This window comes from Inhella crocodyli (assembly GCF_004004565.1).
GTDB lineage: Bacteria > Pseudomonadota > Gammaproteobacteria > Burkholderiales > Burkholderiaceae_C > Inhella > Inhella crocodyli.
Genome location: NZ_SACM01000001.1, coordinates 917,485 through 932,247, shown reverse-complemented (window position 1 = coordinate 932,247; position 14,763 = coordinate 917,485). Strand labels below are relative to the sequence as shown.

The window sequence follows — 14,763 nt, the reverse complement described above, 5'->3', positions numbered from 1 at the left end:
GTTTCGCGACAGGCCCGGCGCCCCTCACTTGAGGGAGGCGGCCAGGGCCCGGGCCGCCTCGAGGCTCTCCAAACCGGTCGGATTGCTCAGCGCCGCGTCGATCTCGGCCTTGGCCTCCGCACGACGGCCGAGCTTGGCCAGCACGGTGGCCAAGTGGAAGCGGATCTCGGCGTGGTCGGGCGCACGCAGGCGGGCGTCGCGCAGCAGGCCCAGCGCCTTCTCCGACTGGCCTTGTTGGTGGTAGATCCAGCCGAGGGTGTCGAGGACCATTGGCTGCTCCGGCTGGGCTTGCCGTGCGCGCTCGGCGGCCGCCTGCGCCGCCTTCAGGTCCTTCAGGCCGAGAAGCACGTTGGCGTAGTGGTTCAACAGGGTGGCGTTGCGCGGCTGGCTCTGGAGCAAGCGCTCGTACTGGGCTTTGGCGGGACCCCATTGCGACATCGAGGCCCATTGGTTGGCCAGGGCTTCGCGAACGGCCGCGTCCTGGGGGTTCTTGGCCAACCAGGATTCGGCCAGGCCGATGGCCGCTGGGGCCGACCCGTGCTGGACCTGGTGGATGAAGAGGCGCATGACGGTGCCCGTGCCAGGTTGCACCTCGTGGGCTTTGCGCAGCGCCGCCAGGGCCTTGGCCGGGTCGCGGCGTGCCATCGCGACGTCGGCCGCCAGCAGGTGCGTGGCCGCCGACTTGCCGCGCAAGGCCAGCAACTGCTTCAGGCGCCCCTCGGCCTTGTCCAGTTGCCCATTGCGCAGGTCGATCGAGGCCATCAACAACAGGGCGGGCGGGTGCTCGCGCTGCACCTGGAAGACCTTTTCCAAGGTGTAAGCCGCCCCGGCCGTGTCGTCGGCGCGCAGTTGCAGAGACGCAATTTCCGTGAGCAGCACCGCGTCGGGTGCCTGCCGGCGGGCGGCATTGACCAAGACTGGGCGCGCGGCCTTGGCGTCGCCCGAGGCCAACAGCGCCAAGGCCTGCGCCTGCAGGGCGGCTGGGTCCTCGGGCACCCGGGCCACGAGTTGGTTGGCGGCCGTCACCGCGCGCGCGGTTTGGCGTTGGTTGAGGAGCACGTCCACCAGGGCGAAGCTGGCACGAACGTCCCGTTGCGGTGCCACCGCGGCGGCGCGCTCCAACCAGCGCGCAGCCTCTTCCGGCTGGCGTCGCAACTGGGCCACCCGGGCCAGTTCCATCAGCGGTTCGACGGCACTTTCGTTCTTGTCGTGCAAGGCTTGCAAACGCCGCTGGGCGGCGTCGAGTTGGCCGCTTTGCGCCTCGAGGCGGGCCAAGCTCACCTGGGGCTCCAAGGCCCTGGGGTCGAGCTTCAGCGCGGCCTCGAACGCTTGCCGAGCGCCTTTGGCATCGCCTGCGGCGGCCAAGGCCATGCCCAACAGGTGTTGGAAGCTGGGTTGGCTGGCGTCGGTCTGGGCCAGGGTTTGGGCCACGGCGACGGCGGCCTTGCCTTGGCCTTGTCGCAGGTACAGCATCGCCAGCGCTTGGGCGTGGCGCGGGTTCTTGGGGTCCTTCTTGTAGGCGGCTTCCAGCTGGCTCTGTGCGCCCCCCAATTGGCCGGAGCGGAACAGGGACAGGCCCAAGGCACCGCGCAGGTCGGCGCTGTCCCGGGCGGCCAGTGCCTGCTGCATCAGGGCCATGGACTTGGCGTGCCGCCCTGCGGCCGTGTGGCCGATGGCCATCAAGGCCAGGGCCTGGCTGTCCTGCGGTTGGTGGCGCAGGTAGGCCTCCAACACCTGGATGCCGTTCTCGATCTGTCCACCGTCGAACAGCACCTGCGCCAGCAGTTTGACCACCGGGCTCTTTGGCTGCTGGCGGACGACGTACTCCAGGTAGGGCTTGGCCTTGTCCGGCTGCTCCAGCGCGTAATGCGACATGGCGGCCAGCAACAAGAGCTGGGGGCGGAAGCGGATGCGGTCGATGGGCACCGGGTCGATGAGCTCGACCACGCTGCGCAAGGCCGCATTGGCCACGTCCTTCTGGCCATCGCGCGCCGCCAACAAGGCCCGAAGGTAGGCGCCGCGGGGGTCGCGGGGGTGAACCCGTTGCAACACCGCGACCTGCTCGCGCGCCGCGTCGATCTGGTCGGTGTCGATGGCCAAGCCGACGAAGGCCACCAGTGCTTCGAGGTGCTGGGGCTCCCGCGCCAGCGCCTGCCGGTAGCCTTCAAAGGCGCCCTTCAGGTCCCCTTGGGCGTGCAGCACCGAGGCGCGCAGGTAGAGCGCTTCGACCGACTGGGGCGCCAATCGCAGCGCTTGATCGGCCGCGTGGCGGGCTTCGGGCCAGGCCTGGGCCCGGATGCGCAAAGGCACTTCCACGAGCCAACTGTCGGCGCGCTCGGGCGTGAGGCGGCGAGCCCCTTCAATGGAGGCCAGGGCCGCACGGACGTCCCCCAGGTCCGACTGGGCGGCCGCGCGGGCCAGCAGCAGATCGGCCTGGGCCCCGGGTGGCAGGCCCGCGGGTTGCAGGCGCTCGTCGGCCAGCATGCTGGGCTGCTTGCCCTGCATCATCATGGCCTGCGCCAGCAGGGCCACCACCTCGCTGGGGCTGGCGCCGAGTTGCAAGGCCTCCCCCAGGGCGGCCTCGGCGGCGCCGGGGTTGGAGTTTTCCAAGGCCACCTTGCCCAGCAGCAGGTGGGCCGCCAGCATCTTGCGGTCGGCCAGCAGGGCGTTTTTGAGCTGGATGGTGGCGCCGTCCAGGTCTTTGCCCTGGTAGCGCTTGAGCGCGTCTTCGTAAAACTGGCTGGCCTTGCGGGCGTCTTGGGCCACGACGGGGGTGGCCAGCGCGCAGCCCAGAAGGATGGCGGCACTGAGGGCGCGGAGTCGGGTCATGGTGAAGGGGTCGAGGGCAAGGGCGGCGATGTTAGGCGCTGGCCCCGTGCCATCAGGGCCTTCGTTCGAGGGTCAGCGTGTCGTTCTCCCGCCGCATTTGGAAGCGGTTCAGGAAGCTGTTGCCCAGCAAGGCCACCGGCAGTGCGGCGGGCACGATGGCAGCGTCGACCCCAAACACCTCGACGTCGCCCACCTTGACCTTGTTCAGGCTGACGATGTGCGCCGCGACCACGCCGTTGGCGGTGTTGAAAGGCACACGCCGGCCGTTGCGGAAGTTGATCCCGAGCCGGGCGGCGTCGGATTCGCTCAAGGACACGAGGGTGGCGCCCGTATCGACCATGAAGCGCACGGGCAGCCCATTGACGCTGCCATCGGTCACGAAGTGGCCGCCGCTGCCCGCAAACAGCACCACGCGCGACGCCCCTGCGCCCGCGCTGCCTGCCCCCAGGGCCACCGGCGTGGCGCCCAAGGCCAAGGAGTAGCGCCGCCCGTCCACCTCGATGTCGGCCCCGCCCGGGCTCAAGGCCAGCAACTTGACGCCGCCGGCGCGTTCGCCCACCTTGACCGGCCGCACCTGACCGTCGATGACCAGCAGGGCGGTGGACGGCCCCAGGCTGCCATTGAGGCTGACGCTCGGCGCCGCCAGGGCCGCTGAGCTGTGCAGCACCAGGGCCAGGAGCAGCGCCGCGGCGTTCATCAGTCGCGGAAGTTGTCGAAGGTCAGCGGCGTGTCGTCGATCTCTTTGCGAAGCAGCGCGATCGTTGCTTGCAGGATGTCCTTGTCTTTGCCGGTGACGCGCACGGCATCGCCCTGGATGCTGGCCTGGACCTTGAGCTTGCTGTCCTTGATCTTGGCGACGATTTTCTTGGCCAGGTCGCTGGGGATGCCGTTGCGCACCGTCCAGGTCTTGCGAACCTTGTCGCCGCCCAGCTTTTCGAGCTTGCCGCTGCGGTCGAAGTAGGTGATCTCGACCTTGCGCTTGGTCATCTTGTCCAGCAGCACGGCTTCCAACTGGTCGAGTTGAAAGTCGGAGTCGCCGGTCATCTCGATGCTGGTGTCCTTGTCCTTGCCCTTCAACTCGACCTTGGCCCCCGTGCCCTTGAAGTCGAATCGCGTGCCGACTTCCTTGGCGGCGTTTTCCACCCCATGGCGGATTTCAACGAGGTTGGGTTCGAGGACGGCGTCAAAGCTGGGCATGGTGTCGGTGGTGTCGAGAAAAGGCAGGGAGAATTCTCCGCGATGGAGTCCCCCTTTGCCCCGCCCGTCGTCGAGAGCGACGTCGACCTGCGCCCCTACAACAGCTTTGGCCTGCCGGCCAAGGCGCGCCGCTTGGTGCGAATTCGCTCGGAGGCCGACCTGCGCTGGGTGGTGAACCACCCCGACTGGGGCCGGGCCAGCAAGTTCATCTTGGGGGGCGGCTCCAACCTCGTCTTGACGCGCGACCTGCAGCCGCTGGTGCTCAAGGTGGAGGTCCCCGGACGCCGGCTCCTCGACGCTGGCGACGACTGGATCGTCGAGGCCGGCGCCGGCGAGCGCTGGCATGACCTGGTGATGTGGAGCCTGGAGCAAGGCGTGGGTGGCCTGGAGAACCTGGCCCTCATCCCCGGGACGGTGGGCGCGGCGCCGGTGCAAAACATCGGGGCCTATGGGGTGGAGCTCAAAGACCGCTTCGAGTGCCTGGACACCTTGGACCTGATGAGCGGTCGGCTGGTGAGCCTGGACAAGGCGGCCTGCCACTTCGGCTACCGCGACAGCGTGTTCAAGCAGCACCTGGCTGGCCGCAGCGTCATCTTGCGCGTTCGCTTCCGCTGCCCCAAGCGCTGGGTGCCCGAATTGGGCTACCTGGACCTGCAGCGCGCCCAAGAGGCCGCGGGCATCGCCCAACCCACGCCGGCCCAAGTGGCCGATTGGGTGATGGCCATTCGCCGCGCCAAGCTGCCCGATCCGGCGGTGATCGGCAACGCCGGCAGCTTCTTCAAGAACCCCATCGTCACCGCCGAGGCCTGCCGTGCGGTCATCGCCCGCGAGCCGCACATCGTGCATTACCCGCTGGACGACGGTCGCTGCAAGCTGGCGGCGGGTTGGCTGATCGACGCCTGCGGCTGGAAGGGCAAGAGCGTGGGCGGCGCGGGCGTGTACGAGAAGCAGGCCTTGGTGCTGGTCAACCGGGGCGAGGCCCGCGGGGGTGAGGTGCTGACCCTGGCGCAGGCCATCCAGGCCTCGGTGTTCGCGCGCTTCGGGGTGCAGTTGGAGCCCGAGCCCGTGGTGGTTTGACCCGCAAGCCAAAAAAAAGCGCCACCCGAAGGTGGCGCAGGCGATGGGCCAAGGCCCCTGCCTCAGTTCTGGAACGGGGTGTTTTCCGCGAAGTACTCGTGGTTGTCGGAGTTGTTCAGCGCCTTGATCGGGTCGCTGATGGCCAGCGCCTTGGCATTGGTTTGGCCATAGGCCCAGTCGTCGGTGCCGGCGATGACGGTGAAGTGCATCATCTCGTGCACCAGGGTGCCGCCCTTGCTGTCGGTGCCCGTCATCGGGGCCGTCCAGAAGGCGCCGCACACATAAATCTTGTACGGCTGGTCGGGGTAGACGTAGGCGAAGGTGCCTTTCTTCTTGCAGCTGCAGTCCAGGGTCAGTGCCTGGGTTTGGAAGGCGCTGGCGGCTTTTTGGAAGTGGTCCAGGGCCGTGGCGCGGTTGGCCGCGCTGTAGGTGCCGAACCAGGTGGTGTAGCGCGGCGTGCCGCTGCTGATCCCTGACAAGTAGGCGGCCGAGCTGGTGCTGTAGTTGGTGGCCGCGGTCACGGCGCTTTGCAGTTGGGTGATCTGCGAGGCCGTGCAGCGGCCGGTGTAGCTCAGGCCGGCGGCTGCGGGCGTCACGGCGCTGGGCAGGGCCGTGGCGCTGGCGCCCAGCTTGGCACTGCGGCCTTCCAGCCACAGGTACATGGCGTCCGAGGCCATGGCTTCGGCCGACGAACCGCGGTGGCCGCGTGCGGCGTACTGGATGGCGTAACGGCCGTTCTGGCTGAGGTCGTACGAGCCGGTCAGCTCCACGCTGTAGTTCAGGGTTTGGCCTGCGGCGATCTTCACGTGGTCGGCCGCCCCGGGCTGGGCGCGCTTCACCAGCGGGCCGCGGTAGGCCACGCGTTGCCCGTCGCGGGTGATGGCGAACAGGGGCTCCTCCATGTCGTCGGACGGCAGCTGCCAGCTCAAGGCGTGCACCGGTTGGCGGCAGGTGTTGGTGACGGCCACTTGCACCGTCACGTCCACGTCGCCCCGCAGCACAGGGCTGGGGGCGCTCAGGCGCACGTCAAGGCATCGGGCGGGGGCGGCGTGGGCCACGGCGCCACTCAGGGCGATGGCGGCGGCGAGCAGGGGGAGGCGCAGGTTCATGAGGCGGTCCGCAGAGGGGGTGTCGAGGCCTCAAATTGTGAAAAAGTGCGCAAGCTGGCGCAGTCGGGGCAAACCTCGCTGGGGCAAGACCCGAGTGGGGCAACCCCCGCTTCGCGCTAGTCGAAGCCTGCAGGGCCTGCGTCTCAGAGTGAGATGCGCAGGCTGCCGCAGGCCTGGTCCAGGCCTTGGTGCCGGTCTCGGGTGCGCGGGGTCGTGCTTCGGCCGGCCACCTGCGCGTCGTGCCAACGCCACTGGGCACTGACTTGCAACTCGCGCCCCGCCGCCGACCAGTCGAAGGCCTCCTCCAGCCGAACAAGGGCTTCGGCCGTTTGACCCGGCCGCAGCGCGAGGTAGTCGTCGGGGGCGGGGTCGCCGCGCTTCATCTTGGCGCCCCGGTAGGGCAGCTCGCCCTGGGCACCTTGCACGCGAACGAAGGGCGCGAACCAGGCGCCCTCGAACGGCGAGCCCCAGCGCAGCAGTTGCACCGCCTGGGGCCCGTCGTTGCGCAAGCGGAAGTGCAGCTCGATGTGCGCGGGCGCCAGCACCCGGGCTTGGACCTGGCAGCTCAGCGCGAAGGTGTTGGGTGGGTGGGGCGTCATGGCTTGAGGGCTGCCGACGCCGAGTGCCGCACACAGGGCCAATAGGCCGAAGGGCAAGGGGGAACGGGCCGTCGGTCGAGGTCGGTGGGGCATGGCGCACAGCCTAGGGCATCGACGGGGATGGCGCCAAGCAACAGGCCCGCACGGGGCGGGCCTGAGCAAGGGGCGCGAGGGGGCTTACATGCCCACGTAATTGGGGCCGCCGCTGCCTTCGGGCGTGACCCAGACGATGTTCTGCGTCGGGTCCTTGATGTCGCAGGTCTTGCAGTGCACGCAGTTCTGCGCGTTGATCAGCAGGCGGTCGCTGCCGTCGTCGTTCTTCACGAACTCGTACACGCCAGCCGGGCAGTAGCGGCTTTCCGGGCCGGCGTAGGTCGCCAAGTTGGTGGCCACGGGAACGCTGGCGTCCTTGAGCGTCAGGTGCGCCGGCTGGTCTTCGGCGTGGTTGGTGTTGGAGATGAACACCGAGGACAGGCGGTCGAAGGTGATCTTGCCGTCGGGCTTGGGGTAGGCGATCGGCGCGCAGGCGGAGGCCGGCTTCAAGGCCTGGTGGTCGGCCTTGTGGTTGTGCAGGGTCCAGGGCGGGCTTTGCACGCCGAGCTTGGGCAGCAGCCACTGCTCGATGCCGGTCATCAGCTGGCCCACGGTCTTGCCCTTCTTGAACCAGAGCTTGAAGTTGCGGGTTTGCTGCAGTTCTTCAAACAGCCAGCTCTTCTCGAAGGCGGCGGGGTACTCGACCAATTCGTCCTGTGCGCGACCGGAGGCCAGGGCGGAGGCGGCCGCTTCGGCCACCAGCATGCCGCTCTTGATAGCGGCGTGGCTGCCTTTGATGCGGGCGGCGTTCAGGTAGCCGGCGTCGCAGCCCACCAGCGCGCCGCCGGGGAACACGGTCTTGGGCAGGGCCTGCGGCGTGCCGTTGTTGATGGCGCGTGCGCCGTAGCCGATGCGCTTGCCGCCTTCGAGGTGGGCGCGGATGGCCGGGTGGGCTTTCCAGCGCTGCATCTCTTCGAAAGGGCTCATGTGCGGGTTCTGGTAGTCCAGGCCGATCACGAAGCCCAGGGTCACCTGGTTGCCGTCCAGGTGGTAGAGGAAGCCGCCGCCGAAAGTGTCGTCGGTCATCGGCCAGCCGGCGGTGTGCACCACCTTGCCCGGCTGGGCCTTGTCGGCCGGCACTTCCCACAGCTCCTTGATGCCGATGGCAAAGGTCTGCACGTCCTTGCCTTCGGTCAGGCGGTACTTGGCCAAGAGCTGCTTGCCCAGGTGGCCGCGGGCGCCTTCGGCGAACACGGTGTACTTGCCGTGCAGTTCCATGCCGAGTTGGAAGTCGTCGCCCGGCTCGCCATCCTTCTTCACGCCCATGTTGCCGGTGGCCACGCCCTTGACGCGGCCTTGCTCGTCGAACAGCACCTCGGCGGCGGCGAAGCCGGCGAAGACCTCGACGCCCAGGCTCTCCGCCTGCTGGGCCATCCACTTGACCACGTTGGACAGGCTGACCACGTAGCAGCCGTCGTTGTGGAAGTTGCGCGGCACCAAGAAGTCGGGCGTGCGGGTGGCGCCGGTCTCGCTCAGGAAGAGGATGTCGTCGCCGCTGACCGGCTGGTTCAGCGGGGCGCCGAGTTCCTTCCAATTGGGGAAGAGTTCGGTGATGGCGCGTGGGTCCATCACGGCCCCCGACAGGATGTGGGCGCCGGCCTCGGACCCCTTCTCCAGCACGACCACGCTCAGGTCGGCATTCAACTGCTTCAAGCGGATGGCCGTGGCCAAGCCGGCCGGGCCGCCGCCCACGACGACGACGTCGTACTCCATCGATTCGCGCGGACCGAATTGGGCAAGGATCTCTTCGTTCGTCATGGCGTGGCCTTCAGGGGGCGGTGCTGGGATGGGCGCGGATTCTAGGGAGGCACGGAAAAAAACGAACGATCGTGCTTTTTTGTAGAGCCGAACCCCCAGGAATGCCCCGGGAGAACCCGGGGGTGCTGGGCTGGTAACGTGACCTGCATCACTGTTTTTGAATCGCAGGAACCCCATGAGTTACGCCATCGATTTGTCCGGCCGCGTGGCCTTCGTCACCGGCGCGTCCAGCGGCCTGGGCGCCCAGTTCGCCAAAACCCTGGCCACGGCCGGCGCTGCCGTGGTGCTGGCCGGCCGCCGGGTGGAAAAGCTCAAGACCCTGCGCGCGGAGATCGAGGCCAGCGGCGGCGACGCCCACGTGGTGACCTTGGACGTGACCGACCTGGCGTCCATCAAGTCGGCGGTGGCCCATGCCGAAACCGAGATGGGCACGATCGACATCCTGATCAACAACAGCGGCGTGTCCACCAGCCAGCGCATCGTCGACGTGTCGGCCGAGGACTGGGACTTCGTGATGAACACGAACCTGCGCGGCGCGTTTTTCGTGGCGCAAGAGGTGGCCAAGCGCATGCTGGCCCGCGCCAAGGGCGCAGCGCCCGGCAGTTTCACCGGCGGGCGCATCGTCAACATCGCCAGCATGGCGGGCCTGCGCGTGCTGAGCCAGATCGGCATCTACGCCATGAGCAAGGCCGGTGTGGTGCACATGACGCGCGCCATGGCGCTGGAGTTCGGCAAGTACGGCATCAACGTGAACGCCATTTGTCCCGGCTACATCGACACCGAGATCAACCACCACCACTGGGGCACCGAGCACGGCAAGAAGCTGATCGAGATGCTGCCGCGCAAGCGCGTGGGCCAGCCGCAAGACTTGGACACGACCCTGCTGATGCTGTGCGCCAACGAGAGCCATTTCATCAACGGCGCCATCGTCCAGGCCGACGACGGATTCGGAGTTTGAGCGCGTGAGCCTGCGAGACCTGACCGCCACCGAAGGCCGCGTGCTGGCCGTGCTGGTGGAAAAGCAGCACACGGTGCCCGACACCTACCCGCTGTCGCTCAATGCCCTGACCCAAGGCTGCAACCAGAAGACGGCGCGCGACCCCGTGATGGCCTTGAGCGAGGCCGAGGTGCTGGCCGCGCTGAACGAGCTCAAGGACCTGAACCTGGTGTTCGAGGTGAGCGGCGCGCGCGTCACGCGCTTCGAGCACAACCTCAAGCGCGTGTACGGCGTGCCGGGTCAGGCCGAGGCCCTGTTGGCCGTGCTGCTGCTGCGCGGGCCACAAACGGCGGCCGAACTGCGGCTGAACACCGAGCGACTTCACCGCTTCGTGGACATCTCGTCGGTCGAAGGTTTCTTGGACGAGCTGGCCGAGCGCACGCCGCCCTTGGCGGTGAAGCTGCCCAAGGCGCCGGGGGCGCGCGAGGCCCGTTGGGCCACGCTGATCGCCGGGCCGGTGAGCGCCGAGGCGCCGGCTGCGGCCCCGGCCAGTGACGAGCTGGCGGCGCTGCGCGCCGACGTGGACGCGCTGAAGGCCCAGGTGGCGCGCCTGATGGCCGCCCAGGGGTGGACCGAATGAGCCAAACCGGTGGCAGCCGCAGCTGGGTGGCCGAATGCGTGCGGCAGATCGAGGCCGACTTCCAACGCAGCGCCGACACGCACCTGATCCCGTTGCCCTTGCCCGGCTTCCCGGGCGTGGACCTGTACTTCAAGGACGAGTCCATCCACCCCAGCGGCAGCCTCAAGCACCGTCTGGCGCGCTCGCTGTTCCTCTACGCGCTGTGCAACGGCTGGCTGAAAGAGGGCGCGCCCGTGGTGGAAAGCTCCAGCGGCTCCACCGCCGTGAGCGAGGCCTATTTCGCGCGCTTGCTGGGCCTGCCCTTCATCGCCGTGATGCCGGCCACGGTGAGCGAGGCCAAGCGCCAGGCCATCGAGTTCCAAGGCGGGCGCTGCCACTTGGTCGACGACCCGACCCAGGTGTACGCGGAGGCCGCGCGTTTGGCGCGCGAGGGCGGCGGCCACTACCTGGACCAGTTCACCTACGCCGAGCGGGCCACCGACTGGCGGGGCAACAACAACATCGCCGAGTCCATCTTTCACCAGATGGCGCGCGAGCGGCACCCGGTGCCCGCTTGGCTGGTGTGCAGCGCCGGAACGGGCGGCACCTTGGCCACCCTGGGGCGCTACGTGCGCTACGGCCGCCACGCCACGCGCGTGTGCGGGGCCGACGCCGAGCGATCGGTCTTTTTCGATCACTACCTGAGCCGCGACCGTGGCCTGACCTTGGACTGCGGCTCGCGCATCGAAGGCATCGGGCGGCCGCGCGTCGAGGCCTCGTTCCTGCCGGACGTGATCGACGCCATGGTCAAGGTGCCCGACACCTGGAGCGTGGCGGCGATGCGCGTGCTGTCCGAGCGCCTGGGGCGCCGTGTCGGGCCCAGCACCGGCACCAACCTGCTGGCGTCCCTGGCCTGTGCGCGGCAATTGGTGGCGCAGGGGCAGGGCGGGGCCATCGTCACCTTGTTGTGCGACAGCGGCGAGCGCTACCGCGACAGCTACTTCGACGCGGCCTGGTGCGAGCGCCAGGGCCTGCACGATCCGGCGGCCGAGGCCCGGGTTCGCGCGGCCTTGGCGTCGGGGTGGTCGGGCGAGGCGCCCTGGCGGCAGGCGGGGTTCCTGGCCTGAGTGAGGCATCCCTGGGGCAAACCCGAGGTGATGCGTCGTGTGCAAGCCCCGTGCGTGACACTCAGGCCTTCGCGTGAAGGAACACGCTGAACTTGGAGAAGCCCATGATTCGATCTCTTGCCGCGCTGGCCGTGTTGGCCGCTCTGAGCGCTTGCGCATTGCCCCCTCCCAACCCTGCCGACGCTGAGGCGCAGCCCACGGAGAAGCTGGTCCTGACCGGCTCGCGCATTGCTCACAAAGTCAACGGCCGTGTGGATGGCATCAAGGTCATGAGCCGGGAAGAGGTGGCGGACAACTTGCGCCACGAGCGTCGCCCCAAGGGCGATTCGCTGTAACCCGCAGCTGGCAGAAAGAAGCCCCGCCGGTGCGAGCCGGCGGGGCTTTTTGTTGGGTCAGTCTTCGCTCACTTGATGGCGTAGTTCAGGCTGATGAAGTACGAACGGCCGCGGGGGTCGCCGTAAGTCGGATCCCAAGTGACCTGGAAGTAGCGCGACTGGTTGGTGAACGGCGGGGCGGTGTTGAACAGGTTCAACACGCCAGCGCGCAGGCGCAGGTGCTGGTTGAGTCGGTAGCTGCCCGTGAGGTCCCACAGCGAATAGGCCTTGACGTCGCGGTTGCTCCATTCCGGCGCAGACAGGCCGTCCACGTTTTGGTCGCGGTAGCCCGACAGGTAGGTGTTGCCCAGGGTCAAACCGACGTCGCCGAAGTCCCAGTCGACGTTCAACTTGTGGCGCCAGCGCTGCACAGCCTTGTCATCGCGGAACTTGCCCAAACCGTCCACCAGCGGTGAGCGGGGGTCGGTGTTGAACTTGTACTCGGTGACCAAGGTGCCATTGATGCTGGCGCCAAAGCGACCCAGCGAGGTGCTGTCGCCGCGCCAGGTGACCGACACGTCCACGCCGGAGGTGTTCAGCTTGCCGCGGTTCTCCTTCTTGACGTTGACGTAGTTGACGAAGCCATCCGAGAAGCGGACCACGATGGCCGGGTTGTTGTAGTAAATCGGGTTCGTGAAGATGGTCTCTTCGCCAATTTCCGAAATGATGTCGGTCTTGCGGATGGACCAGAAATCCACCGCGCCGCTGAAGTTGCGGTTGGGTTCGAACACCACACCCAGGCTGGCTTGCTTGGACTTTTCGGGCTGCAGGTCGGGGTTGGACGCGCGGTCGATCGGCATCTGAGCCACTTCGCCCGAGACCGGATCCTTCACGAAACTGGCCGTGATGCCGGCGCGCAGCGGACGGAACATTTCAGACACGGAAGGCGCACGGAAGCCCGTGCCATAGCTGGCGCGGGCCAGCAGCTCCTTCATCGGACGGAAACTCAGGCCCACCTTGGGGTTCGTGGTGCTGAGCTTGGGTGAAGTCTTGCCCGTGGCGGCGTCGAACACACCGTCGTAGCGGTCGTGGCGGATGGCGAACTGGCCTTCCAGGGATTTGGTGAAGGGCGCGTTCAACTCAGCAAAGAATCCCCCCACATCGCGGCTGTGCGAGGTGTCGGCCAAGAGCGCCCCCGAGCTGTTGCGATCGCCGTTGACGTCGTTGGCTTTCAGCACGCTGCTGGCGGCGAACTCGGTTTTTTCGCGTCGCAGTTCGGCGCCCAGCGCCAGGATGGCCTCGCCACCGGCCAATTCGGCAACGCTGCGGGTCAGCTTGCCATCCCAGCTGGTCGAGCTGCCTTCCGCCACGCGAGCGGCGCCGTCCAGGCGGATGGAATCCATGAAGGCACGGCCCGCAGCGCCATTGCTGCTGGGGACGAAGGGGTTGTAGAGGCCTTGACGGATGCCGGACTCCAGGCGGCTGAACGACACCCAGCCCGACAAGTTGGTGTCGGTGGCCTTGTTCACGCTGTGGTTCAAGGCGGTGTTGTAGTCCCAGTCGCCCCAGGTGCCCGTCAGGCCGGCGACCAAGCGCGTGGCTTCGCTGTCCACGCGGCTGGTGCGCTTGCCTGCGTCGGTCAAGCGGAAGCGGAAGTCCACCGGCGAGGTGATGCCGGTGACGGCCTGCAACGAGGCGGGCAGGGCGATCCCCGAGCTGGTGCGGAAGCGCACGGTGGCGGGCGAAGCGGCGTAGTCGGTCGAGGTCTTGTTCAACAAGGCTTCAACGAACACTTGGTGGTCGTCGCTCAGTTGACCGGTGGCGCGGCCCACCAGGGAGAACTTCTCGGAGGCCGGGTAGATCTCGGCGTCGCCCATGTAGTTGTAGGAGCAGCCTTCCACGCCACCCGGGCCCGTCGGAGCGCGGGAGTTCGGGTTCAAGCCGCCAGTGCAACTGGCCTTGTCCAGGTTGACGCGACGCGCAGCCCAGGTGCCATCGGGGTTTGAACCCTTCAGCGCCGTCGTGGGGTTGGCCAACACGAAGTTGTTCAGCGTGTTGCGCTGCGACGTGCTCAGGTCGATGTTGGCGGGGAAGGTGTTGCTGGACAACTGTTGCGGCAGGCGCTTGGCCAGGTCGTACTCCTGGATGAAGTCGCGCTGGTTGGAGTTCAGAGCCCCCAACTTCTGCAGGTCGACCGCAAAGTAGGCATTGGCGCGGTCGGTGCGCAGATCGCCAAAACCAGCAGACGCCGAGAACGCGCGCTTGCCGGCGCCGCCCTCGTGCGTGGCCAAGGTGTAAGCCTTGAAGTCAACGCCGCGGTAGTCCTTGCGGGTGATGAAGTTGATGACGCCACCCATGGCGTCGGTGCCGTAGATGGCCGATGCGCCGTCTTTCAGCACTTCCACCCGCTCGATCGCGCCGGAGGGGATGTTGTTCAAGTCGACGCCGGCGTTGTCGCCGGGCGACGCGAAGTTGGCCAGCCGGCGGCCGTTCAGCAACACCAAAGTGCTGGACACGCCCAGGCCGCGCAGGTTGGCGCCGTTGAAGCCGCGCTGGTTGCCGGCGGTGTCGCTGATGCTGGCCCCGTCCGTCAGGCCACCCACGTTGGCCGTCAGTTGTTGCAACAGTTCTGCTGCGGTGGTGACGCCAGCCTTGTCGATGTCGGCCCGCTTCACGACCAGCACCGGCAACGGCGTTTCGCCGTCGATTCGTTTGATGCTAGAGCCCGTGACTTCCACACGGTCGAGCTGTTGCGGCTGGGCGTCTTGCGCCAGGGAAGCGGCGCCAGCCAAGGAGCTCAGCGCCAAAAGGCTGGCCTGGGCCAGGCGGCTCAGGCGGGGAGTAGGGGGCAAATGCATGGCAAGGGTCCAGCAGTGGAGGTGACGGGCTGGACTCTAGAAATTTTGGGAAGCGAGGCTGGAGCGGGTTCTGGAGCAGGAGTCGCTTGTTGGCAAATCGGTGTCGCTGAGGCGCAAGAGGCGCGGCGCTTTGGCCGCAGTGTTTGCTTGGAGGCGACACGCAGTTGCACGCGGCGCTGGCCTTGCGGGTGGCCCCGCTGACGCCCTTGGCGGCTGGCGTTCCAGAATCCGCGCTCTTTCCAGGTC

Annotated in this window: 12 protein-coding genes; 5 read left to right on the top strand and 7 right to left on the bottom strand. The window is 67.7% G+C overall.

Translation table 11 applies throughout. From position 1 onward, the window contains the following. Positions 1 to 24: 24 nt before the first annotated feature. The 3 genes from prsT to EOD73_RS04315 are packed head-to-tail and all read right to left on the bottom strand — an operon-like array spanning position 25 to position 4,026. A complete protein-coding gene (gene prsT / locus EOD73_RS04325; RefSeq protein ID WP_127681188.1) occupies positions 25 to 2,829 on the bottom strand; it encodes an XrtA/PEP-CTERM system TPR-repeat protein PrsT in 2,805 nt (934 codons plus the stop codon). Positions 2,830 to 2,881: 52 nt separating this feature from the next. After that, entirely contained in the window at positions 2,882 to 3,526 is a 645-nt protein-coding gene (locus EOD73_RS04320; protein WP_127681186.1) for a retropepsin-like aspartic protease family protein, read from the bottom strand. After that, positions 3,526 to 4,026 (bottom strand): YajQ family cyclic di-GMP-binding protein, encoded by a 501-nt coding sequence (locus EOD73_RS04315; RefSeq protein WP_127681184.1) that lies wholly within the window; start codon positions 4,024 to 4,026, stop codon positions 3,526 to 3,528. The genes EOD73_RS04320 and EOD73_RS04315 overlap by 1 nt, the downstream gene beginning before the upstream one ends. A gap of 42 nt (positions 4,027 to 4,068) precedes the next feature. On the opposite strand from EOD73_RS04315, the gene murB reads away from it, so the two are divergent. Continuing rightward, a complete protein-coding gene (gene murB / locus EOD73_RS04310) occupies positions 4,069 to 5,103 on the top strand; it encodes a UDP-N-acetylmuramate dehydrogenase (RefSeq protein WP_127681182.1) in 1,035 nt (344 codons plus the stop codon). A 62-nt stretch (positions 5,104 to 5,165) separates the two neighbouring features. Here murB and EOD73_RS04305 read toward each other — a convergent pair whose 3' ends face one another. The 3 genes from EOD73_RS04305 to EOD73_RS04295 form a co-directional block, all read right to left on the bottom strand. Next, positions 5,166 to 6,212, bottom strand: a complete 1,047-nt coding sequence (locus tag EOD73_RS04305; RefSeq protein ID WP_127681180.1) for a M35 family metalloendopeptidase — start codon at positions 6,210 to 6,212, stop codon at positions 5,166 to 5,168. Positions 6,213 to 6,355: 143 nt separating this feature from the next. Beyond that, positions 6,356 to 6,811, bottom strand: a complete 456-nt coding sequence (locus tag EOD73_RS04300; RefSeq protein ID WP_127681178.1) for an SMI1/KNR4 family protein — start codon at positions 6,809 to 6,811, stop codon at positions 6,356 to 6,358. 177 nt (positions 6,812 to 6,988) lie between these two features. Beyond that, positions 6,989 to 8,662, bottom strand: coding sequence for an electron transfer flavoprotein-ubiquinone oxidoreductase (locus EOD73_RS04295; RefSeq protein WP_127681176.1), 1,674 nt, complete (start codon positions 8,660 to 8,662; stop codon positions 6,989 to 6,991). A 175-nt stretch (positions 8,663 to 8,837) separates the two neighbouring features. Between EOD73_RS04295 and EOD73_RS04290 the strand changes: the two genes are divergently transcribed. The 4 genes from EOD73_RS04290 to EOD73_RS04275 all read left to right on the top strand — a co-directional run bounded on the left by EOD73_RS04290 (position 8,838) and on the right by EOD73_RS04275 (position 11,680). Beyond that, complete coding sequence (locus tag EOD73_RS04290) at positions 8,838 to 9,620, top strand: SDR family oxidoreductase (RefSeq protein WP_127681174.1); 783 nt, start codon at positions 8,838 to 8,840, stop codon at positions 9,618 to 9,620. After that, positions 9,571 to 10,239: a YceH family protein gene (locus EOD73_RS04285; protein ID WP_127681172.1), complete on the top strand. Its 669-nt coding sequence runs from the start codon at positions 9,571 to 9,573 to the stop codon at positions 10,237 to 10,239. The genes EOD73_RS04290 and EOD73_RS04285 overlap by 50 nt, the downstream gene beginning before the upstream one ends. Beyond that, on the top strand, positions 10,236 to 11,345 hold the full coding sequence (locus tag EOD73_RS04280) for a PLP-dependent cysteine synthase family protein (protein WP_127681170.1): 1,110 nt from the start codon (positions 10,236 to 10,238) through the stop codon (positions 11,343 to 11,345). Before EOD73_RS04285 ends, EOD73_RS04280 begins: the two co-directional genes overlap by 4 nt. Positions 11,346 to 11,449: 104 nt before the next feature. Then, the gene (locus EOD73_RS04275; protein WP_127681168.1) at positions 11,450 to 11,680 is read left to right on the top strand and encodes a hypothetical protein; all 231 of its coding nucleotides are present in this window, start codon (positions 11,450 to 11,452) and stop codon (positions 11,678 to 11,680) included. 68 nt (positions 11,681 to 11,748) lie between these two features. On the opposite strand, the gene EOD73_RS04270 is transcribed toward EOD73_RS04275, so the two are convergent. Beyond that, positions 11,749 to 14,517: a TonB-dependent receptor gene (locus EOD73_RS04270; protein WP_127681166.1), complete on the bottom strand. Its 2,769-nt coding sequence runs from the start codon at positions 14,515 to 14,517 to the stop codon at positions 11,749 to 11,751. Between the last annotated feature and the right edge of the window lie 246 nt (positions 14,518 to 14,763).

Excerpts from the sequence above, each read along its gene's own strand:
- EOD73_RS04270 (WP_127681166.1), bottom strand. The coding sequence starts at position 14,517 with ATGCATTTGCCCCCTACTCCCCGCCTGAGCCGCCTGGCCCAGGCCAGC.
- EOD73_RS04315 (WP_127681184.1), bottom strand. The coding sequence starts at position 4,026 with ATGCCCAGCTTTGACGCCGTCCTCGAACCCAACCTCGTTGAAATCCGC.
- murB (WP_127681182.1), top strand. The coding sequence starts at position 4,069 with ATGGAGTCCCCCTTTGCCCCGCCCGTCGTCGAGAGCGACGTCGACCTG.
- EOD73_RS04295 (WP_127681176.1), bottom strand. The coding sequence starts at position 8,662 with ATGACGAACGAAGAGATCCTTGCCCAATTCGGTCCGCGCGAATCGATG.
- EOD73_RS04275 (WP_127681168.1), top strand. The coding sequence starts at position 11,450 with ATGATTCGATCTCTTGCCGCGCTGGCCGTGTTGGCCGCTCTGAGCGCT.
- EOD73_RS04305 (WP_127681180.1), bottom strand. The coding sequence starts at position 6,212 with ATGAACCTGCGCCTCCCCCTGCTCGCCGCCGCCATCGCCCTGAGTGGC.
- EOD73_RS04280 (WP_127681170.1), top strand. The coding sequence starts at position 10,236 with ATGAGCCAAACCGGTGGCAGCCGCAGCTGGGTGGCCGAATGCGTGCGG.
- EOD73_RS04290 (WP_127681174.1), top strand. The coding sequence starts at position 8,838 with ATGAGTTACGCCATCGATTTGTCCGGCCGCGTGGCCTTCGTCACCGGC.
- prsT (WP_127681188.1), bottom strand. The coding sequence starts at position 2,829 with ATGACCCGACTCCGCGCCCTCAGTGCCGCCATCCTTCTGGGCTGCGCG.
- EOD73_RS04300 (WP_127681178.1), bottom strand. The coding sequence starts at position 6,811 with ATGACGCCCCACCCACCCAACACCTTCGCGCTGAGCTGCCAGGTCCAA.
- EOD73_RS04320 (WP_127681186.1), bottom strand. The coding sequence starts at position 3,526 with ATGAACGCCGCGGCGCTGCTCCTGGCCCTGGTGCTGCACAGCTCAGCG.